A 21,531-nucleotide genomic window follows, 5' to 3' on the forward strand; every position below is an offset into this window, starting at 1 on the left:
TTTAATAACTTGAATAAAATAAATTAGTAAATAAGTAGTATAAACAAAGATGAACTAGATAAAGTTGAGTTAGAATTGAAAATGAATCATAAGCAAAAAGGAAATTAATAAACTTAATTCATTAGATAATAATTGATAAAGTTTTAAAAGAAATCAGAGTAGAAAAATAAAAATTAAAAGAAAAGGATCCCATGGAACAATCTAAAGTTTTGAAAAATATCTAATGCCTACAAACTCCTAAAACAAAATTCAAAAATTGACAAATTACGGACTATTTTCCAAGGACGACAGTTGGAGCTTTTGAGGGAACTATTGAAATAAACGTTTCAGAAAACTTATATTCTTCTTTAGTTTTCCTTATCATACTGGCCCACATTAAAGCAGCTTAAGAATCATCAAATGTTGATAAGGAAAAAGTAAAGATAAATAGATTAAAAAATTTTTTGAGACTTAAATTTAAAGGATAACTTTATTGTCAAAATAGATACTCAAGGGTAAGAATGGGATATCCTTGGGGTGAAGATTCAGTAATAAGTCTGCCAATTTGTAAGAGAATTTAATGCGAATTATTGATTGAAGAACTTTATAATGCCCAAAAAATTAGATTGAAATCAAAAATTTTTTTTAAAATAAAGGATTTAAAATTTGGTTATTTTATCCAGGGTTAACTGGTAACATTAAAGGAAAACTTCTTCAAATTGACACTTTATTTTTTAAAGAAAAACCAATTTATAAATATTATTAAATAAATATTTCATAAATTAATTTGTTTCGCTGAATTAGATACAGTAATTAAAATTAATGGTAAAGTTATTAAAAATTAAATAAGTTGACAAGAATTAAACATATTGATGGTCTTCGTGCAATTGCAATAATAGCAGTAGTGTTTTATCATGCCTTTCCAAAAACATTCCCAAATGGATACTTAGGAGTTGATTACTTTCTTGCCATTAGTGGTTTTGTAATATCAAAAAAATATTTTTTAGACGAAGATAAATTTTCTTTCAAGGAATTTTGGTCTAAAAGAATAACTAGACTATACCCTCAAATGCTAGCTTGAGTTGGGGTTTGCCTACCAGTAGCATGGATGACTATGCATCCTGATCATCTCAAAATTTTAGCCAGAGTTCTATTGCAACATTAATTGGAGCTAATAATTTCTTACTTTACTTGGCAGGTGGATATTGGAATTTCTCCAACGAATTTAAGCCATTATTTAATACATGGAGTTTAGGACTTGAAGAACAATTTTATTTTCTAATAGCTATAACTTTTTCTTTTTTTCAACGCTTCAAAATATCTAAAGAATTTATAAAAAAAGTTTTTTTATTATCTTTTTTTATAAGTTTAATTGCAAGTGGTTTTGGTGCAATATATTTCCAAAGTGCTAATTATCTACTTCTCATAGGTAGATTTTGGGAATTTGCAATTGGTATATATGCTGCTTATCTAGCAAAGAAAAATTTAAAGTGGATTACAAATTCAATTACTAATATTTGCTTTTTATTGATAGTAATTATTCCAATAGCAATACCAATAGAAACTTCTAGATATGCACCTAATCCTTTTTTATTAATTCCACTGATTGGGGTCTTAGTTATTTGCGCTAGTGAAAACAAATCAGTATCTACATACTTACTCTCTTCAAAAGTATTTGTTTATATTGGTTTATCAAGTTATGCGATATATCTTTATCATCAACCATTGCTTGCATTTACAAGGCTAAACTCCTTCAATGGTCTAAATACTTTAGAAACCTTCTACTTGGTTCTTGGATCATTTTTAATAGGATTTTAGATGTATGAGCTCATAGAGAAAGGAAGGATATTTTATACTTTAAAAAAAGGAAAAATTTTTATATTTAACCCTAAAATTCTTCTTTTAATATCAGGAATAATTTTACTAATAAATGTACCAATTTTTTTTAACAAAGGTTATTTTGTTTTGAGATTTCCTTATATGCTGTTGGATGGAAAACCTCCAGCTGGATTTCTGGGGGGGAAAGGATATACAGATCATCCATATATTTATCTTGAAAAAAAGTTTCCAAAATTTAATAATGACGAACAAATTAAAAATGAAGTTCATCAAGTAAATATTTTGTTATTTGGGAATAGCATAACTAGAGATTTGATTAACTCATTAGAAATAATAGATTCTAGGAATGATGAAATAAACTTTAATTATTCTTATCATCGTTCATTAATTGAAGAAAAAGAGATTTTAAATGAAGCAGATATAATTATCATTCAATTAGAAAATAAAGGTAATTTAGATTTCAAAGTTGATGAGCAGCTTTTGGGTAAATACAAAAACTTTTCAAATAAAATAATATGGTATAAGACTAGGGAATTATTTGCTAAGAATATAACTCCAGTAATTTTTAAAAAGCAATTGAGTGAAAGAGCTAACTTTAAAATAGAAAATATAGATTCTTATTATTGCAAAGAAAATGATGTCCTAACAACTAAATTTAAATCAAACAATAATCCATTAGTTTTTATTGATTCTCAATGTGCATTTAATGATGAAAATGGAATGAAAAATTCTAACATCTCAGGATGGCCAAGTCTATACATTTGATGGGATGCATCTTAGTTATGCTGGCGCTGAAAGACTTGCCAATATTTTGACAAAATCAAATATATTCAATAAGATTTTTGGTCTATAAAAAGATCATTTATTTTTAAATGTAATTTATTAATGGGTAGAAAATCCAAAAAATCAATTATCCTTGAGGCAAATCCTGCAAATACTTCTTTTTTAGAAATATTTAAAAAAGAAAATTAATATCTTAAAAAAGCTTACTGCTTAGCTTCCAAAAGTAACTTTTTTCATTCCAGAATACCAAAATAATAAATATGGAAACCACGAAAATAGTCATGGCTCACATCATAAAAATATATTCAAAACCACAAATAATTTTTGTAAAGTAGAATCTATAAGAATGGAAAGTTTTATATCTTTATATAAACAAAATGTAAATGCATTAATCAAAGTGGATATAGAAGGTAATTGAAAAGAGTATGCTTAAAAATCTTTTATAAAAATTTTATTAAAGTATAATTATTTTGCTAGAAATAAATATATAAAAGGACTGTATCTAACAATAAATTTTTTTGGAAGCTGGATTAAAAAAATTTAAAGAGGATGTATTGAGAAAATCTACAAACTATATGTAATAATTAAAATTTCGTAAATAATATTTATTTTTTTAATAAAAATTAGGGTTAATTTAAAGATCCTAATAGACCTTCAATTAACTGATTTTGGATATCTTCTTATTTAATAAGATTATCAGCAAGAGACTTTAAATTAATTAGATTAGTTACTTGAACTACTTCCTGATCCACCTCCAGATCCTCCAATAGCAATACCTGCCCCTATAACTAATAGAGGTAAGATACCAACTGGACAATCTCCATCTGTAATAACTTTACCTTCAGATAACAGATTATCTGTCTTGATACTATCACCCTTTGTTTTGGACAAATTTGTATTTTTCCAAACTATTTTTTTTCTTTTAATTACATCAGCATCTGAAATTAAGAATTTTTGATTTTGAACTTCTACGTATCCAGAATAATCAGTTAAGGAATTACAAAATTTAATTACTAAACTACCTCTTTTGTTAACTTTTTTTACTTTAACTTCTTCAATTGTGTCATCACCATTTGCTAATAATAATTCCGAAGCATAAATTGATACTTGTTGGAATGGTATTAAGGAAAGAAATGAAGCAAAAATAATTTTATTTAGGTTCATTATTGTAATTTTGTAATTAAAGAAATATTAACACAAAATATAAAATAAGAAAATTTTATTTTTTTTAAAACTAATTAAGTATTCTATTTTACAAATTTCTAGATAACTATAAAATTTTTGCTTTTATTTAAAATTTGAAAATAATAATCCCTCTAGCATTTTTTAAAACTTATAGATTTTTTTTAAATCAAATTTCTATTAATCCAATTGTTTGAAATTAAATGTATAAAAGTAACTTTCAAATTGTTTTTTTAAACATATTTTTCTTATCTATGCTTGAAATTTTTAAATTTAGGTTATGGATCTAAGACCTCTGATTCAAATGATGTAATTAATATTACTGGTCTATTTTTTAATTGTTTATAAAAATGTAGTAAAAATAATTTATTATTATTTTAATGAAATTTAATTTAAGTTATTAACAATATAAAAGATAGATATTGAAGTTTTTTTTCTTAAAAAGAAATACTTAAGCTGCTATATAAACGCGTATCACAACTGTTATCTATGCATGATTTCTGATTATAGTCTGGAAATCCAGGAATAAAATCAGTGGCATAAATAGAAATTGAAACGCTTGAATCTTTAAAAGGTCTTATTCCTAGGCCTATCCCATAACCGTATCCAAACCATTCAGAATTTACTGAGATTCTATCGTTAAAAGCAAGACTAATAGAGCTAATTGGACCCCACTGACATTTATTTGTCTCATTACCAGTTAAAGTATTACTACCAAGGCAACTACTTCTTCCCAAAAAACCATTACCTCTGTATCCGTAGAAATCAGATCCAAATCCTGAATTAAAAAATAATATAGATGGAGTTTGAGAATCATTTAATTCTCTATAAGTACTAAAAATTAAGTAGTAATTTCTGCCTAAATCTGTCTTTTTATCAAAATGAATGACATTTTCTCCCCCAATTGCAAAAGACCAATTTTGATTTAGTTTCCAAGCAGATTTAAATCCAAGACTTTGAGCTTCGCCAAATTTTGTTCCTTTATCATTTTCTATTCCTCTACTTGATAAGCTTTGTGTTGTATGTTTAAAACCTAAACTATAATTCTCTTTTTTAATAGGGAAGTAATCAATATTTAAAATTGCGTCCGCACAATGGCTCAGGTCACCATGACATCCTCTTGTTTTATTCAATGTACGAATGCTAATAGTAGATGATTTAAAATTATCCTCAACAAAACCATGTGGCACATAATTAGAAATTTCTGGGTAAGGATAATTATTCACAGTTATACCCTGTCCAATTCCCTTAATAACAGAATATTTGTGTGTTTTTTTAGATAAATTTTTTTTATTGATGGTTTTATCAAAATTATCTTCAGAATATTTCCATTTTAATACTGGCTGTTTTAAATTTTCCATATTATATTCCCACTTATTTTTTGATTTTAATTCAACCAAAGTAGATAGAGTAAATAAAAAAAATACAAAGAATATTTTAAAATTTTTTAAAAGTTTAAAAAATAAATTTTGATTCATTGATCTGATTTAAATTAAATATCTATTCGATGTAAAGACTTCTGAATTTAATTCAGATGAAAAAAGGTCTTCAATATTTGATTTAAAGAATATGTAATCAGTAATTGTAACAACTAATTTATTTGCTGAAGCTTCAGTATGTTTTATTTTTTTCTGCATCAAATTTTATTGTTTAATGATATTTCTCTAAGCAATAGTAATTGTTCGTTGGTTGGATTTGTTGTTTTATGTATTCTCATTAAATACTCTAAAGCATTATCTAAAGGTAATTTCTTTTCGCAAATAAGCCATGCCATGCAAATCAAAGGAGATCTTTCTATAGATTGCATACAGTGTATAAAGGTAGGCCCTTTTTTTTTTATTTCTTTTATTATTTCAATCGATTCAAAAATTTGTTTTTTTGAAATTTTATGACTTGATCTATGATCAGGTAATTCTAAATGCTTATATTCAAAATCCACAAAAATATCTGTTGGATGTACATATTCAATCGAATAACATAAATTCAAGATTGCTTTTATACCTTTTTCTTTAAGGAAATCTATATTTTTTTTATTAAGTGGAGCATTACCCAAAGCTATCTCATTTTGTAAAAGCCAATTGAATATAAACTCTCTTTTAATAGTTTCCATTATCTATCAAGCCAAGAAATGAAATCTAAAACTTTATTACGAAACTTTTTAATTTTTGAGATTAAAAAATTATCTTTACTATTTTCAAAAGTTAAATTTCTTTTAGTAAATTTATCTCTGATTTTATTGTCAGCGTAGTAGGAAATGTAGTTTGAATTATATCCATAATTATTTGAATAATTAGAATAACCGTAATACCTATTTTTAGAAAATGTTTTTGGTTTTTTGATTTGATTAGAAACGAAACCAATAAGTGGTCTGTTAGTTTTCTTTAGCTTGTTTTTTGCAAGTAATGGTAAGTCCATGTCAACATTATTTAAACTTACAACCATTAATAATGAATCACAATATTGAGCAATAAGAGTTGAATCTGAAATGCTTAGGATGGGGGAGGTATCTAAAATTACATAATCATATTTATTTTCTGATCTAATTGTCTCAATAAATTTTTTCATTGAATCAGAACCTAGAAGCCTTGTAGGATCAGGAGGAATTGAACCTGAAGTTATGACATCAAAATTATCTTGAGTTGGAACAGATTGTATATATTTTTTATAGTTATCTGAGGAATCAATTAATAAATTAGAAAAGCCAATTAAATTATCAAGACCCAATCTAGCGTGAACTTGAGGTTTCCTAAGATCAGTATCAATTAATAACACGCTTAATCCTAATTCAGATATGGTTTTAGCAAACATAGTACTTATAAGTGATTTACCCTCAGAAGGTATACAACTTGATATAGATAAAATTTTTAATGAGTTTTGAGTATTTATAAACTTAATAGAGGTATACATTCCTCTGAATGCTTCTTGATAAAAAAATCGTTGATATCCTAAATATGATTCAGATGATTTCTCATTTTTAGTTGCATTTAATTTATCTTCAACGTTAAATATAGATTCATTATTTTCCCTTAGATTAACAAATGATTCAATATAAGGTAGTTCAGCTAGAAGCGGTAAATTTAGATTTTCCTTTACTTCATCTGGTGAATGATAAACATGATCAACTTTATCTCTGATTAAACCTACTATTAGGCCGAGAACGGGACCAAAGATTAAGCTAAGAGATAGGTTTAAAGGTATATCTGGAGAAACTGGGACTGGATAAACTTTTGGAGGAGCAATAATTGACCATGGTACGGATCGTTGAGCAATTTCAAGTTGAAACTTTTCTTTTGCAGATGACAAACCCTCTAAATTCTTTGCTGCCAACAAAGCCTTTTGCTGCAGTGTTTTGTATTCACTTATTAACTTAGGTTGTTTTTCAAATTTTTCTTTTAAGGATTTGATTTTTATTTTTGCATTTTGTATGTTTTTATCTATTATTTCTCGTGCCGAAATAAGTGCAGATATTTGGTTAGATTTTAAAGTTGGCTCTATTTGTTCAACTCTGTATTTTAAACCTTTAACTATTTCGGAATCTTCTAAATATTTTGTTCTAGCAATTGCAAGTTTTTGTTTCACAAGTATATATTGATCCAATAACTCTAAATCAAGGTTAATGAATGATACTCCCTCCGTGGGTATCCTTTCGTTTAAATTTAAGTCTGTTGTAATTGCTTGTTTAAATCCATAAGCTGTAAGTGATCCATTTTCAATGCTATTTAAAAGATTATTTAATTTAACCCTTTCGTTTTTAATATTATCTAATTCATTTTCTAAATAATCTAATCTTGTTTTCAGTTCTTGTCCTTCTACAGTGGGTTCTATAAGTTGATTTCTTTCTCGAAAATCAGAGAGTTCTTTTTGAACTTGTTTGTTCTTTCCTTCTAGTTTAGGAGATTGATTGTTAAGAAAAATTAGTCCATCAGATAATCTTTGTTGCTTTTGGTCTAGAGCTGATTTTAAATATGCTTTACTGATACTGACTAACATACTATTAACAATCCTTGGATTTTCGCCTTTAAAACTTATTCTTAATACTCCTTGAGCCATAGATTGCGTTCTTAATCCTCCAGGAGTGGAAATTTTTAAACTTTTTGAAAACTTGTTGAAAGGTATTCCATAATCTTTAGATATAGGATTTAATAATATTGGACTTTTTAGTAATTCTATGAGAGTTGGAAGATCGTTGTCTGTAGAATTTAAAGCTAGTTGCTCAAAAACACCACCAATTGAATTAGCACTATTATTTTTATTATTGTTTAAGGGATCAGATATCAACATAGAAAAGTCACCTATATAAATAGGAAAAAAAATTCTTTGAAATATACTAATTGATAATGTTGACGTAAAAACTGCTATTGAAATACTAATAACTATTTTTTTTCGTCTATTAATAGCCTTTAGAAAATCTTTAAATTCGTATTCCTTATTTCTTATAGAGTTATCGTAATCGTTACCATATGAATTTTTTGATTTTGTATATTTAGAATAGTTATTATTTATATTTTCCAAAATTCAACTTCTATCATGTTATTCTAATCATACTGTCAAATTTTACTCATCTTAAAGATTTATTATTATTGATTTACGATTCATAACATAATGATTAACTTTTTTAATTATAAAATAAAGTTTATAAAAATATTTCTTTTTAGCATCTTTTTCATAATAATTAATGGCTCTATTGCTTCTGAAATTAATACTCTAAATAAAAAAAATATTGATCTTGAAGAGGTAAGAAAAGATATCTCAATTCTCCAAGAAAGTTACTATATACTTGGTCCAGGAGATCAAATTCAATTGACTTATATTGATACACCTGAGGATAATTTGATTACTCAAATTCTTAATGATGGTAATATTTATATTCCAATTATTGGAAAAATTAAATTAGAAGGGCTCACAATTCCTGAGGCAAGAAACTTAATTACTGAATCTCTCAAAAATCAATTAATAAACCCTTTGGTTGACTTGATGTTAATTCAAAAAAGACCAATTAAAGTAACATTAATTGGTGAAGTTGATAATCCTGGCCTATATACTTTGACGGGCAATTTAATTAATAAAAGTAATAGTCAATCCTCATTACTACCTACAGTCGTTGATGCAATAAGAGTGTCTGGGGGGATCACAGATTCTGCAAACATAACAAATGTAAAAATAAGGCGAAAATTGCCTCACAATATAGGAGGATTTAAAGAAACTGAAGTTAATTTATACGACTTAATTTTTAATGGAAATCAAGAAAATAATCCTCTTTTATTTGACGGAGATTCTATTTTAATTAGTAAAGCAAAAGTAATTGATAGTGAATCTCTAGAAATTGCTTCTGTTAATCTTTCTTCTCCATTTATAAAAGTTACATTTGTTGGTGAATTTAATAATACTGGTCAAATAGAACTAAAAAGAGGAACTCCTCTTGCTCAAGGAATATTGAATGCAGGTGGGTTAAAAGATTTTAGATCTAATAAAGGAGGTATTGAAATTGTACGAGTTAACAGGAACGGTACTGTCAGTAAAAATAGATATAAATTTAACTACTCTAATGGATTATCTTTAAAACAAAATCCATCTCTTCAAAATGGAGATGTAGTAATGGTATCTAAAAATCTTTTAGCAAAAACAACTGATTCAATTACAGAAATAACAAAACCAGCGACAGGAATAATTTCTTTATGGTCTCTGATTAAGTTAACGACAAATTAAAATGAATATAGCGATGTTATTTCATATTGAGGCTGGATCTTTTAATGGTGTTGGAGGAACAGATGCATTTATTAGAAGAATATCCTATGAGTTTGAGAGAATGGGCCATAAAGTCTATTTATTAAGTTATGGAAGCAAGTATAATTTTAGTAAATATCTCTCAGAAAAAATTGTAAATTATGGTTTCTGTGATTTTGGAGAAACCATAGACTTTCTTTCTAGTAATAATATAAAACATTGCTTATGTATCTATTTAAAAAAAAGAGATAGAGTTAGCCTACTAATAAAAAAAAATTTAAAATTTTTAAAGACGTACTATCATTTGGTACAGTTCAATTACATCACAAGTGATGTAAAAAGATTTCTAACTTTTGTAAGTAATCGCTTTTTTTTTAATGGGTTGTGTTTTTGTGTATCAAAAAGGATAAGAAAATCCTTCCCAAAAGAATTTTCAAGAGCAATAGAAATAAATCTACCAGTTGATGATTCTTTTTATTCTTCAATTTCAAAGAAAAAAAAATCAAATAAAAAAAGAATCGCTTATTTAGGAAGACTTGATTACTCAAAAGGTGCAGATATTGCATACAAATTATTTAAAGAAATAAACACTTCTCCGGACTTCAAAAATATTGAGACTTTTATGTATTCTTATCCATGGGAAAATGATAATTTTTCACTACAGCTAGAGGAGGAATTAAAAAAAGATGAATATATTAAATATATAAGGGCAAATATTCATAATCAGAATGTTGAAGAAATAGATAATGATTTGAAGATTTTAATTGACTCGGTAGATTTGTTTATTTTGCCATACAGAAGTTTAGAAAATACTGTTGATTGTCCATTAGTTCCTTTGGAGATTAATGCTCGCAAAAAATTTATCTTAACTTCTAATCTTGAATGCATAAAAGATCTCAAATTGGAAAATATTTATTACAATGATTTTTTTCGCAATGAATTTATAATTTCTTTAAATTTAATAAAAAAAATTTTATTTAACATTAATCAAAGCAATTCTATTTTAGAAGTTGGAAATAAATATAGAACTTCAATAATATCTGAAAAAATTATTTATTCATTTAATAACTTTAATAAAAATTGTTTATGAAAACAAAATATAAGTTTAGAGAATTATCTGGGGAAGGGAAATTATTTGTAAATAATATTTTTTCCTCTTTCAACCAAAAAAAAATAGGATATGTTGTTCTAAGAGGATATGAACAATTACCAAATGCAATAAGTAATGATATTGATTTAGGAATTGTAAAGAGAGATAAAAATATATCTTTGGATCAAATTTATAAGGCTGCTAATAATTCTAATTTTAAACTAATTCAATTTAATGAAAAATATAATTTTTTACAGTTAATTTTTACTTCTAATGCAATTATTGACGTAATTAAGATTGATATATGGACAGAACTTGATTATAAGGGCCTAAGATTTGCTCATTTAGAAAAAATAATTAATAATTTTATTGAGTATAGAGGAATAAAAATTGCGAAACCTTTACATGAGTTAGAGGTGACCTTAACAAAAGAATTATTGCACAATGGGATTTTGAAAAAGGATAAATTTTCATTATTCAGAGAAAAATTAAAAAATGTTGATATTAACATTACCCAATCATGTTTGATAAGTCATATATCCAATATGATTCAAGAAATTTTAAAGACAAGAAGTTATCAAAGTTTAAATTCAAATAAGTTAATAAGATTATTTTTCTTTTTTTATTTAAAGAAAAATGTCTTTAATACTATAATTTTGTTTTCTAAGTATCTTTTTTACCAAATTAAATTTTCAATTTCAAAGAAGGGAAAGTTTATAGTTTTTATTGGACCTGATGGTTCTGGTAAAACCACTATTTCAGAATATTTACTTGATAAATCATTCTTTATTGAAACTATTTACAAAAAAAAGAAGTATTTTCATGGAAGATACTCTTTCTTGCCAGATCTTAAGGTTTTTCTTAAAAGAAATAACAATATTTTTAAAGATGAAAAATATGATTTCACTTTAAAGATAAATGATCATTTAAAAAAGAATAAAATTGGAAAATTAAGGACTAATATTTATCTTTTATATTATTTATTTGATTTCTTATTAGGAAATTTCTTTCTCTTTTTTGTGAGAAGAACAAATACAATTCTTATTGCTGACAGGTTTTGGTATGACTTTTTCATACAAAAATATTATTTAAAGCATTTTAAAATTTTTAAGTTTTTATATAAAAATTTATTATCTAAACCGGATTATTTATTTTTTCTAAAATCAAATCCTGAAGTCATAAAATCAAGAAAAAATGAGCTATCTTTTGAAGAAATAAAATATCAGCAACAAAGTATAGAAAAATTAATTATTCAAAATTATCTTTGCGAGAATGTATATATTATTAGTTCTAGTGAAGAAATTGAGAATACTATAAAAAAAGTATTAGATTTAATTTTTTAATGAATATTTTGTTTATTACGCCTTGTTTTGAACCTGCATGGTCAGCAGGGGGTGTTGTTACATCAACAAAAAATTTATGTATTGAGTTAGCAAGGCAAGGAAGTAAAATAACAATTTATACTACAAATTTTGATGGAAATAAAGGTTGTACAGATGTTGATTTAAAAAGATTAATTTCAAAGGATGGCATAAATATTATGTACTTCAAAAACTCAATTTTAAATAGAAAAGCATTTTATTCTAGTGATCTTATAGAGCAATTAGAAATTTCAATTTCTGAGTTTGACATTGTAAATATTTCAGCTTGTTGGCAGTTGACGGGTTATATAGCTTCCAGAGTATGTAAAAAGAATTCTATTCCCTATATTATTACTCCTCATTCAAGTTTGATGGCCGATTCTCTAAGGTTAGTAGGTAATAAATTAGTTAAGATTTTTTTCTATTATACTTTTTTAAAAAATAGTATAAAGAATGCCACTAAGATTCATTACTTATCAGAGGGAGAAAAAATAGAATCTGATAAAATTAAGAAATGGGATAGTTTTGTAATATCAAATGGAACAACTAGTTGTTTTAGTTATAAAGATCCTAAAAGAAAAATTGAAATTGAAAACTTTAAGTCAAATTATAAACTTCTTAATGATGAGTTGATTCTGCTTTATTTAGGAAGAATTCATCCTAAGAAAAATCTAGACATAACAGTTAAAACACTTGCCTTATTAATAAAAAAGAAACTAAAAGTTAAACTCTTAATTGTAGGTAATATTGAAGATTCTGAATATGCTACAAGAGTTAAGATTTTAATAAAAAAATTTAATTTGAATTCAAATATAATTTGGCTAGAGGGTGTTCCTCACCATAATGTTTATTTTTACTATAACTTGGCTGATATTTTAATTTTAAACAGTTCTACCGAGGGTGTAAGTATGAGTGTTATTGAAGCGTTATCTGAAAGGCTTCCAATATTAGGTTCATACGGGTTAGCTAATTTCAGAGAAATAATTGCTTATAGAGCTGGTATTATTTGCGAATTGGATCCACCTTCAATTGCAAAGAAATTGGAAGAATATATATTAAATAGAGAATTACTTCAAGAATTGAGTGTTAATAGTATAAAACTGTTCAAAGATCTTTATGAAATAAAAAACGTAGCAAAAAAAACTATTATCATGTATCAGCAAATTAAAAAAAATTATTTATGAAAAGAATTTTTATTTGTTCCTTAAAATATAGCCCAGGATTAGAAAAAGAGTTTACTTTAATTGGAAGAGAATTTAAAAAAAAGAATTTTAATGTAACATTTTTAATTTCAAAATTTTTTGATCTTTCTTATTTAAGAAATTTTCCTATTTTCAGATTAACAAATGGTAATAGTAAACTCAGAATAATTTTTGAATTTTTACTTCCAGCAAAATTGTTTTTATTTATTATAAAAAATGAGATTAATAACAAGTATGCAAATTCTATTTATCTTATTTATAACTGTCATCCAGTGAATGTGCCCTTATTATTGTTTGTGAAATATTTTTGCAGTTCTAAAACCGCAGTTGTTTTGCATGAACCTTGCAAAACCCTCTCTGAACTAAAGAATTATGGCTTTTTAGGGTTCTTTTATTATGGAATTTCTAATATTATTCAATTTCTAAACATCTATATAAGTGACCAATTAATAACTGTATCTCCTAATGGAACAAAGATACTTAGGAAAAATTTTAAGAAACATTTAAAAAAAAATATCGAGGCAAACATACTACTGGAAGATAAACTTGAAAATGTAAAATCTTCTGAAAGAAAATATTTAACTTTTGTTGGTAATATTAATGAAGATAAAAATCCTAATGAAATAATAAGGTATGTTAACGCCTCTATTAATGGATTAGTAAGGCCAATTCAGTTTTGCATAATTACAAGATCTCCAATTAAAAGATATATTGATTTACTTGAGGAAGGTTGGGAAGATTATTTGTTGATAATTAAAAAAAATAATTTGAATGAGATGCATATTAAGTCTGCAATTCTTAAAAGTAAAGCAATATTAATTCTTCACAAAACTTCTAGCCAATCAGGAGTATTACCGTTGGCTTATTCTTATAGAACCCCTGTCATAGCTAGAAGAATTGAAGCCTTTTCTCAATTCATTGATAATGAAGAACTTTTGTTGCCTTATGATTTTGATAATAATGCCCTAAGTTCTGCAGCTAGATACCTTGATCAGAATTTTGAAAATTGTAGCGAAAATGCCTATTTAATATTTAAAAAACTTTTTTCAATAAGAAATTTTGAAAAATACTACAAAAATTTAATTGATTAAAATGATAATTATTGCTTATCTCGGAATATTCTTTTTTTCTTTATTGAGTACAGTAAGATTGCAAATAGCTTTATCTTTAGGTCCTCATATTTATGCAATTTTAATTTTATCAGTTTTTACTTTATCTATATGGAGAGAAAAATCTTTAAATCGTCTTAAATTATGGTCTTTCCCTCTAATATCAGGATTATTGTTCATTTACACATCGATTTTTGGGCCATATTTCCAGTCTTTTATATTGAATAAGCAGGTTTTCTATGTAAGAAACATTCAATACTTAATCCCCGTAGCATTAGCATACAGCTTACTTTGTTATGTATCACTTAATTTGGGTTTATTTATTTCAAGATATTTTCGTAAATCATATTACAGGCTTGAGTATTTAAAGTTTTCAAAATATAGTTTTGGTAGATGGATATTCTATGCGGTTTTTGTAATATGGATTTTCTCGTATATTTATTATCTGGGTGGCCCTGTTGCAATTTTATATAGTGATACAAGCAGATTTGCCAATCAATTTGCTCTTGATTATATTCAAGTAAATCTTATATTAATTTCCAGATTTGCAGGTATAGGAAGTGGATTCTTATCAATTGCTATTTTTTATAAGAGAAATAATCTTAAATTACCTGTTCAATCCAAGATAATATTAATAATTTCCTACATAGGTAATTTACTTTATTTTGACAGGGGAAAGTTTATAGAAATTGCTGTGATAATCTTTTTATCATTTATTCTTTCGTCAAATTTTTCTATTAGAAAATCTTTAAAGTTATTAATACTTCCTATGATTTTAATATTTTTCTTAAATATTAACTCTAGTGGAAGAATTTATAATAAAACAGGCTTATTAAATATTCCTTCCGCCGTAAGTTATGGAATAAAAAACAAAATGAAAAATCCATATTCTTTGACAATGGAAACTGGAGGACCAATGCCTATGACTACTCAGGTTATAAATTTGAAATTTAAAGGAGTAAAAAGACCAATCTCTGATTATTTATATCAAATAAATCCAATACCATCATTTTTGCTCCCAAAAACTTTCAAACCCAATTTCTTCTTTGAAAATTACTTCAATACAATTGGATATTCAGGCATTCCTGTTCCATTAGTTCCTTTTTCTTATGATTGTTTTGGTTCATTTGGATTTTTTATTTTTATTTTTGCTGGGATCTTTTTTGGATTGATTTATAATCGTATTATTGCAAGCCAAAAGATAAATAAAAATTTGCTTTTTATTGTGCCGAGTATAATTTATCCTATAGCTATAGCCGGGTTTGCTTACACAATGATGCACGGGGAACCTAGGGGAGCAATAAGAATGATGTTATATGTTTCTTTATTTTTTTGGTTAATAAAATTTTTTAATAGAAAGATTATTCATAAATTAAGGGATAATAATTAAATTAATGGTTAATAATTTAATATATTTTATGATTGTAAAAGTATATATCGAATAATTGAAATTATTAAAAAATACAATACTTTTATATATCTTTCGTCTTTTATTGGGTTTTGTAAGGGTTCTTAGTACTAAGGTTTTTACTACTATTTTAAAACCAATTGAATACGGTAAATTTTCTTTAATAATGGTAGTTATTTCATTATTAACAAATTTATTTTTAAACCCTCTTTATCAATCAAGCCTAAGCTTGATACCTCAACAGGTTAATAATGCTAAAAAGAACGTCCTGAAATCGACTTTATATACTCTTAAAAAAGAATCAAATATTAAAGCATTTTTCATAATATTAGCTTTTCTTTTAGTTTTAGATTTCGCTAATATATTGGAATTTAGAATTCATCTCTTTTTCTTTTCATTTATTCTTTACAAATTAACTGCTGATAGAGGTTTAGAATTGACAGTAATAGATTCAGAAGAAAATTTTATTCTTTCATCGGAATTAAGACTTTTAGAAGAGGTTCTTAAATTTTCGTTTGCGGGATTACTATTTTTTATTTTTGCTAAATCTGTTGAATCAATTCTTATTGGTTATACTCTAGGTTTTTTGTTGATTATTGTAATATTACAGAAATTAAGGAAGGGTTATACTAAAACAAAAAATTCTTTGAATGTAAAATTTAACAGTGATATTAAAAACTTCATAAAGCCCTTATACATCTCTGGTTTTATGCTTTGGATAATAAATATTAGTGATAGAATTATTCTCGGTTTATATTCAGACACTGCAATTGTCGGCAAATATTCTGCAAACTATGCGATATGCAGTTTCCCTATTTTGGTTTTGGCTGGGACATTAACTACAATTCTCTACCCTAAATTTTTTAAGTCAAAAAATAATACATATATTTCATATTTTAAAAAAAATATAAAATATATTCTCCCAATTTACATTTTTTCTTTAATTGGAATTAGTATTTTTATTAATTTTTACGGTTCAACCATAACAAGGATTTTTTTAGGTTCTAATTTCCAAGGCGGATCTGAATATATTATCTGGCTAATACTGGGATATATTTTTTATGGAACAAGTTTAATCTTCGAATCATTTTTGTTAAAGAGTAATAAAACAAATTATATTTCTAAAATTTATTCAATTATATCAGTTCTAAATATTTTACTAACTTTTATTTTATGTTCATTTTTATATGCGGAAGGAGCGGCGATTGCAACTTTTATAACTTTTTTGGTTCAATTATTGCTTAATATATTAATAAACTTATCCTTAGGAATTGCAAAAGATACTGCATTAGCAAGTTGAAAAAATTTATTTAATTTCAGGTATGTAGTTTAGCTTTTAGAAAGCTGTCTTTCTAAAAAAAACATATATGTTGTTAAAGATAAAATTATGGAAATTATATGAAAAATTTGACTTCCATAAGATATATGAAAGAATTCAAAAGCCTTTGAACCTAAATTTGAATCTAAGTTATTAAAAAAAGCTAATAAGCAAATTCTGATTACATTTATAAAAAATGAAAGAATTGCTCCAAAACCAAAAATTAAAATATTAATCTTTGGTTTTGGAAAAGGATATATTATTGAACAAACAATCAAAATACTCAAAGTGAATACTATCATATCAACTCCGCTGCATCCGTTATAGATTTTTACTCCGCTTGTTTTTAGAATTATTTCATTTGAATTATTTAAAAAAACCCCCTTAAATCCAACCATATTTAATCCTATCCAACTAGACCATGAAGTCATGTTTACAAAAATAGGATCAAATAATTTTAGAATTACTGGCCTTAATGCATATAGAAAAGTAAAAATAAAAGATGGGATAAAGATTCTTAAATTGTTAATTTTTTTATTAAGAAAAGCCATCATAAAACTTATTTCCAAAGGTAGCAAATATAGATAATTGTTATTTTCTATACTTATAGAATTCAACTGAAAAATAATTATGACTAAAAAAAACAGTGAAATTGCAAAATTGATTTTAGAAATATCTGGATAAAGATTACGTTTTTGATCTTCTAATGATAAAAAAATGCTAATCCAAATTAATAAGTTAAATAATTGGGTATCACCTGTTGTTTTGAGTTTATAATTTATTAAAATGTTCACCCCTACAAGAAAAGCGTATAAAAGAAACCAAGCAATAAAATAGGTTTCAATTTTTTTTAAGAAAATATTTAATTTCATTCATAACTATTTAATTTCCTATATGTTAAGAAGAAAGCGGTACTCCATAAAATAGATAAAATTATATTTCTTATGGTTATCTGAAAAAGTTTTATTTTCGCTTCATTACTTTTAATAGATAACATCCTATTAGCTTTTATTCGTGCAATCTCTATTTTTTCCGGTACTGTTTCAATTTCAAATGAATAGGTTTCATAATCAGGATTAAGAGAATTTGTTTCATTGTTCTGCTTTGCTTTCTCAGACATATTGTCAATTTGAGAATTGATTTCTTTTATAGCTTGATTATTTTGATAATCAATAAATGTAATACCCCTAAAGATGTTTAGTGCTTGTATTAGACATATAGTTAAACTCAAAATAAAAAATATAATTAATTTATTAATAATTTTTCTAATCTTTAAGTAATAAATTTCACTAGAATCAGAATCAGTTTTTCCTTCTGCATCGAGTTGTTTTTTTTGATTTATGGTGAAAAAAACCTTAATGATTAAACCTAGGAATGGTAAAGAAGCAGTATCAACAAAATTACTTGTTATTTTATTTATCCATATTGGATTAAAAATGTTTATGGGAAAAAAATTAAAGAAATTGACTATTATAAAAGCTAAAATTAAAGTCTTGTAGGTTAAATCAACTAAATAACTTCTCAAATCTTAAATTGTTGCAGTAATTTCTTTATGAAATTGTATTTTACGTTTAATTTTGCGTGAGTAAGTTATGAAAGGTATAAAACCAAGTATCGGTAGAGGTCCAGGTGTAGATTGTAATGTAAATTCGCCGGTAGTCATATTCATTTCGTTAGGAGTACCTGAGTCATCAGGAGTTGTATCACTGTCGATAGCAATAAAGTTTATGTTAGTAAACTGAGGAAGTAAATCTGCTGAGTAATTAACATTATTAGGATTATTGGGTACCCATCTGATAGCAGCGTAATCACTTTTTGAAAAGTTAGTGGTACTACTTCCATCAAAGAAACTAATTGTTAAAGATGTAACCCATGAAGGCATAACTAAAAATGTATTAGATTGTTGTGCCTCCGGATTAGTTTCATCAATTGTTATTGAGCCAGAAAGTGTCATAGATCCACTGTCAGAATATTGTAGAGGATAAGTAACTAACGCCCTTGCAGGACTATTACTAGTCAGATATAAACAACTTCCTAAAAAAATTAATTTTTGCCAAAATTTACTTGACACTGGATAAAATAAGAATTTCACATTATAATATCACACTTTATATAAGTTTTGTAAATTTGTATTGGTTTAATAATTAAAGGCTTTATTTACTTATTACATTTTATGGATTATATAGATTTATTAATGTTTTAAAAGGAATTATTTTATTCATTCAAAGTATGATCTATACAAATTTAAAATCAATAAAACCTACTTATCGAAAAGTTGTTTTCTTTTTGATATTTCTATTCCTAGATTTATTTTTATTTAAGTACTTTATTTGGATCTGTAAAGACATCGGTAATGTTGTTTTTGAAATTCCAATCTTGTTATATATTTATTCTTCTTGGATTTTGTTTAGTTATCTTTTTAAAAGGTATGATCAGTTATCAACAAAAGGCTTCTTTTCGACATGTCTTGCAGAAATTAAGTTTTCGTCTTTTTCATTACTATTTATTCTAATTTCTTTTATACCTTTTTCCTTTGATTCATCCATCCTTGCTTCTCCAGATTATTTTTATTTAATTTCATCATTGTTGAAACTTACTTTAGTGATGTCACTCGTAAAAACGGTTTCTTTTGGAATTTATAAAAAATTTTTTATTGATAAGTTTTATTGGGTTTTTTGGGGCAATAGGGATGAAGTTGAATATCTCAAGAACTTATTAAGTCTTTTAAAAAGGAAAATAAAAATTAAATACATATATTCAAGCGACGAAATAAACAAAATAGACTATCGTTTATGTCTGGGTATAATTAAAAGCGATGGTGTGAACTATAAAAACTACTCTATTCAAAAAAATACTATAAATAGATATTGGAATACCTTAAATTTAGAAGAGTGGCTAGAAAAGGAAATTAAAATATTACCTCATGATATTTATATTAATGGAATCAATGAATTTAAATTAACTCTTAATTTATCAGAAAAAAATTCTCTTTTTAATAAAATAAACGTTTCAGTTAAAAGGATATTTGATATTGCATTTAGCGTTTTATTATTCGTTACTATATTTCCAATTTTTATAATTATCAATTTCTTAGTTTTGATTAATGATGGTTTCCCAACTATTTATAAACAAATAAGGGTTGGCAAGCATGGTTCCCTTTTTAATATTTATAAAATAAGAACAATGATTAAAAAGGCTGAGAAAAACGGGGCTCAATGGTCAACAAAAAATGATAAACGAGTTCTTTTTATTGGAAAATATTTAAGAAAAATGAGACTGGATGAAATCCCCCAATTAATTTCTGTTATTCAAGGCAAAATGAGTTTAATAGGACCAAGGCCTGAGAGGCCTGAGATAGAAGAAGATTTAAAATTAAAAATTCATTTTTATAATTTAAAACATCTTATAAAACCTGGTATCAGTGGACATGCACAAGTCAGTTATAGATATGGAGCATCTGTATCTGACTCATCTATAAAACTTGGATATGACTTGTTTTACATCAAACATCAATCTTTGTTTTTAGATTTTTTAATATTTTTTAAAACAGTTAAAAGTGTCATTAATATGGCAGGCTCAGAATCTATATAATAAAAAAATTTTAAAAAATAAAGACATTCTTTTTAATAAAAATCCATAAGTTTTTTTTGCTTTATTAGCGGAATAATATGTTGAATTAAATTTCTAATGTATCTTAAAGCTATATTTTCACTAAATTTGATTTTTTTATTAATTTGATTAATTTCTTTTTTAGACTTGATTATAGATCTAATTCTATTAGATTCTCCATTCATAGCCATCGCTACAATTGGTCTTTCTAAATATTTTCTTTTTACAGAACTATCTTTAAGGATAGAGTTCATCTGCAAATAATCAGAAGCTATATTATATTTTAAATTGAATTTATATTTTGAAAGGATTTTTCTTTTGCAAATAAATCCAGGATGAGGAGGATAAGGAGAATAAATTAGCGAAGAAATAAAATTTAAATTTCCTTCCTTTACTAACCAATAACGCAAAATTCTTTTTGAGGGCCTTTTAAAAAACATAACGGGTGCTATTAAACAATCAAAATCACTTTTAAAAATATCCACATATGATTTCTTTAAGAAATTATTTAATAAAATATCATCAGAATTCAAGAATAATATAAACTCACCTTTTGCTTTATCTAAAGCTTTATTCATAGCATCATATATACCTTTATCTGTCTCTCTATAAATTTTGACTTTATTATTATCCTTGGTTAGTTCTTTTATTATTTGATTAGTGTCGTCTCTTGATTTGCCATCCTGAATAATATATTCTATTCCTTCTGCTATGTTTAAAATATCTAATACAGATTTTACTGCATCACTAATTGTTTTTTCAGAGTTTTTGCATATGGTAATTATGGTTAACTTAGGACGAGATTTGTATTTATTTGAATTAGACACTTTAAAAGAATTAATAAATTCTTTTGATATTATAGTTAACCCTTTACCTTAGATAAGGTTTATTTTTTCTTGAAACTTTAAAAGTAAATTATTAATAAGA

20 protein-coding genes are annotated in these 21,531 nt (G+C 25.6%); 11 read left to right on the plus strand and 9 right to left on the minus strand.

Annotated elements, in window-relative coordinates:
• The first annotated feature begins 829 nt into the window (after positions 1-829).
• The 3 genes from EV02_RS09860 (at position 830) to EV02_RS00820 (ending at position 2,583) form a co-directional block, all read left to right on the plus strand.
• Positions 830-1,060, plus strand: coding sequence for an acyltransferase family protein (locus EV02_RS09860; protein WP_032520276.1), 231 nt, complete (start codon positions 830-832; stop codon positions 1,058-1,060).
• A 110-nt stretch (positions 1,061-1,170) separates the two neighbouring features.
• Entirely contained in the window at positions 1,171-1,797 is a 627-nt protein-coding gene (locus EV02_RS00825; RefSeq protein ID WP_032520277.1) for an acyltransferase family protein, read from the plus strand.
• 147 nt (positions 1,798-1,944) lie between these two features.
• Positions 1,945-2,583 carry a hypothetical protein gene (locus EV02_RS00820; protein WP_152556886.1) on the plus strand — a complete coding sequence of 213 codons (639 nt, stop codon included), beginning with the start codon at positions 1,945-1,947 and terminating at the stop codon, positions 2,581-2,583.
• Positions 2,584-3,324: 741 nt separating this feature from the next.
• On the opposite strand, the gene EV02_RS00815 is transcribed toward EV02_RS00820, so the two are convergent.
• The 5 genes from EV02_RS00815 to EV02_RS00800 form a co-directional block, all read right to left on the minus strand.
• The gene (locus EV02_RS00815; RefSeq protein ID WP_032520279.1) at positions 3,325-3,765 is read right to left on the minus strand and encodes a hypothetical protein; all 441 of its coding nucleotides are present in this window, start codon (positions 3,763-3,765) and stop codon (positions 3,325-3,327) included.
• A gap of 455 nt (positions 3,766-4,220) precedes the next feature.
• The gene (locus tag EV02_RS00810; protein ID WP_152556887.1) at positions 4,221-5,144 is read right to left on the minus strand and encodes a hypothetical protein; all 924 of its coding nucleotides are present in this window, start codon (positions 5,142-5,144) and stop codon (positions 4,221-4,223) included.
• A gap of 126 nt (positions 5,145-5,270) precedes the next feature.
• Positions 5,271-5,420: a hypothetical protein gene (locus EV02_RS09645; RefSeq protein WP_193742647.1), complete on the minus strand. Its 150-nt coding sequence runs from the start codon at positions 5,418-5,420 to the stop codon at positions 5,271-5,273.
• A complete protein-coding gene (locus EV02_RS00805) occupies positions 5,420-5,893 on the minus strand; it encodes a dual specificity protein phosphatase family protein (RefSeq protein ID WP_032520281.1) in 474 nt (157 codons plus the stop codon). The genes EV02_RS09645 and EV02_RS00805 overlap by 1 nt, the downstream gene beginning before the upstream one ends.
• A complete protein-coding gene (locus tag EV02_RS00800; protein WP_052043494.1) occupies positions 5,893-8,295 on the minus strand; it encodes a GumC family protein in 2,403 nt (800 codons plus the stop codon). Before EV02_RS00800 ends, EV02_RS00805 begins: the two co-directional genes overlap by 1 nt.
• Before the next feature lie 90 nt (positions 8,296-8,385).
• Between EV02_RS00800 and EV02_RS00795 the strand changes: the two genes are divergently transcribed.
• From EV02_RS00795 to EV02_RS00770, 7 genes are read left to right on the plus strand one after another with little or no spacing between them, the layout of a single operon-like run.
• Positions 8,386-9,489, plus strand: a complete 1,104-nt coding sequence (locus EV02_RS00795; protein WP_080724862.1) for a polysaccharide biosynthesis/export family protein — start codon at positions 8,386-8,388, stop codon at positions 9,487-9,489.
• Between the two features lie 13 nt (positions 9,490-9,502).
• On the plus strand, positions 9,503-10,597 hold the full coding sequence (locus EV02_RS0108935; protein WP_152556888.1) for a glycosyltransferase: 1,095 nt from the start codon (positions 9,503-9,505) through the stop codon (positions 10,595-10,597).
• Positions 10,594-11,940 carry a hypothetical protein gene (locus EV02_RS00790; RefSeq protein ID WP_032520283.1) on the plus strand — a complete coding sequence of 449 codons (1,347 nt, stop codon included), beginning with the start codon at positions 10,594-10,596 and terminating at the stop codon, positions 11,938-11,940. The genes EV02_RS0108935 and EV02_RS00790 overlap by 4 nt, the downstream gene beginning before the upstream one ends.
• Positions 11,940-13,142 carry a glycosyltransferase gene (locus EV02_RS00785; protein WP_032520284.1) on the plus strand — a complete coding sequence of 401 codons (1,203 nt, stop codon included), beginning with the start codon at positions 11,940-11,942 and terminating at the stop codon, positions 13,140-13,142. The genes EV02_RS00790 and EV02_RS00785 overlap by 1 nt, the downstream gene beginning before the upstream one ends.
• Complete coding sequence (locus EV02_RS00780) at positions 13,139-14,251, plus strand: hypothetical protein (protein WP_032520285.1); 1,113 nt, start codon at positions 13,139-13,141, stop codon at positions 14,249-14,251. Before EV02_RS00785 ends, EV02_RS00780 begins: the two co-directional genes overlap by 4 nt.
• Positions 14,252-14,294: 43 nt before the next feature.
• On the plus strand, positions 14,295-15,659 hold the full coding sequence (locus tag EV02_RS00775; protein WP_152556889.1) for a hypothetical protein: 1,365 nt from the start codon (positions 14,295-14,297) through the stop codon (positions 15,657-15,659).
• Positions 15,660-15,714: 55 nt separating this feature from the next.
• A complete protein-coding gene (locus tag EV02_RS00770) occupies positions 15,715-16,977 on the plus strand; it encodes a lipopolysaccharide biosynthesis protein (protein WP_072014641.1) in 1,263 nt (420 codons plus the stop codon).
• A gap of 29 nt (positions 16,978-17,006) precedes the next feature.
• Here EV02_RS00770 and EV02_RS00765 read toward each other — a convergent pair whose 3' ends face one another.
• The 3 genes from EV02_RS00765 to EV02_RS00755 all read right to left on the minus strand — a co-directional run bounded on the left by EV02_RS00765 (position 17,007) and on the right by EV02_RS00755 (position 19,066).
• On the minus strand, positions 17,007-17,789 hold the full coding sequence (locus tag EV02_RS00765; protein WP_193742648.1) for an archaeosortase/exosortase family protein: 783 nt from the start codon (positions 17,787-17,789) through the stop codon (positions 17,007-17,009).
• A gap of 74 nt (positions 17,790-17,863) precedes the next feature.
• Positions 17,864-18,520, minus strand: a complete 657-nt coding sequence (locus tag EV02_RS00760) for a hypothetical protein (protein WP_032520289.1) — start codon at positions 18,518-18,520, stop codon at positions 17,864-17,866.
• A gap of 3 nt (positions 18,521-18,523) precedes the next feature.
• A complete protein-coding gene (locus EV02_RS00755) occupies positions 18,524-19,066 on the minus strand; it encodes a hypothetical protein (RefSeq protein ID WP_032520290.1) in 543 nt (180 codons plus the stop codon).
• Between the two features lie 515 nt (positions 19,067-19,581).
• On the opposite strand from EV02_RS00755, the gene EV02_RS09115 reads away from it, so the two are divergent.
• Positions 19,582-20,586 carry a sugar transferase gene (locus EV02_RS09115; protein ID WP_193742649.1) on the plus strand — a complete coding sequence of 335 codons (1,005 nt, stop codon included), beginning with the start codon at positions 19,582-19,584 and terminating at the stop codon, positions 20,584-20,586.
• Positions 20,587-20,618: 32 nt separating this feature from the next.
• Here EV02_RS09115 and EV02_RS00750 read toward each other — a convergent pair whose 3' ends face one another.
• The gene (locus EV02_RS00750; RefSeq protein WP_032520291.1) at positions 20,619-21,431 is read right to left on the minus strand and encodes a glycosyltransferase; all 813 of its coding nucleotides are present in this window, start codon (positions 21,429-21,431) and stop codon (positions 20,619-20,621) included.
• Positions 21,432-21,531 lie beyond the last annotated feature (100 nt).

This window comes from Prochlorococcus marinus str. SB (assembly GCF_000760115.1).
GTDB lineage: Bacteria > Cyanobacteriota > Cyanobacteriia > PCC-6307 > Cyanobiaceae > Prochlorococcus_A > Prochlorococcus_A marinus_D.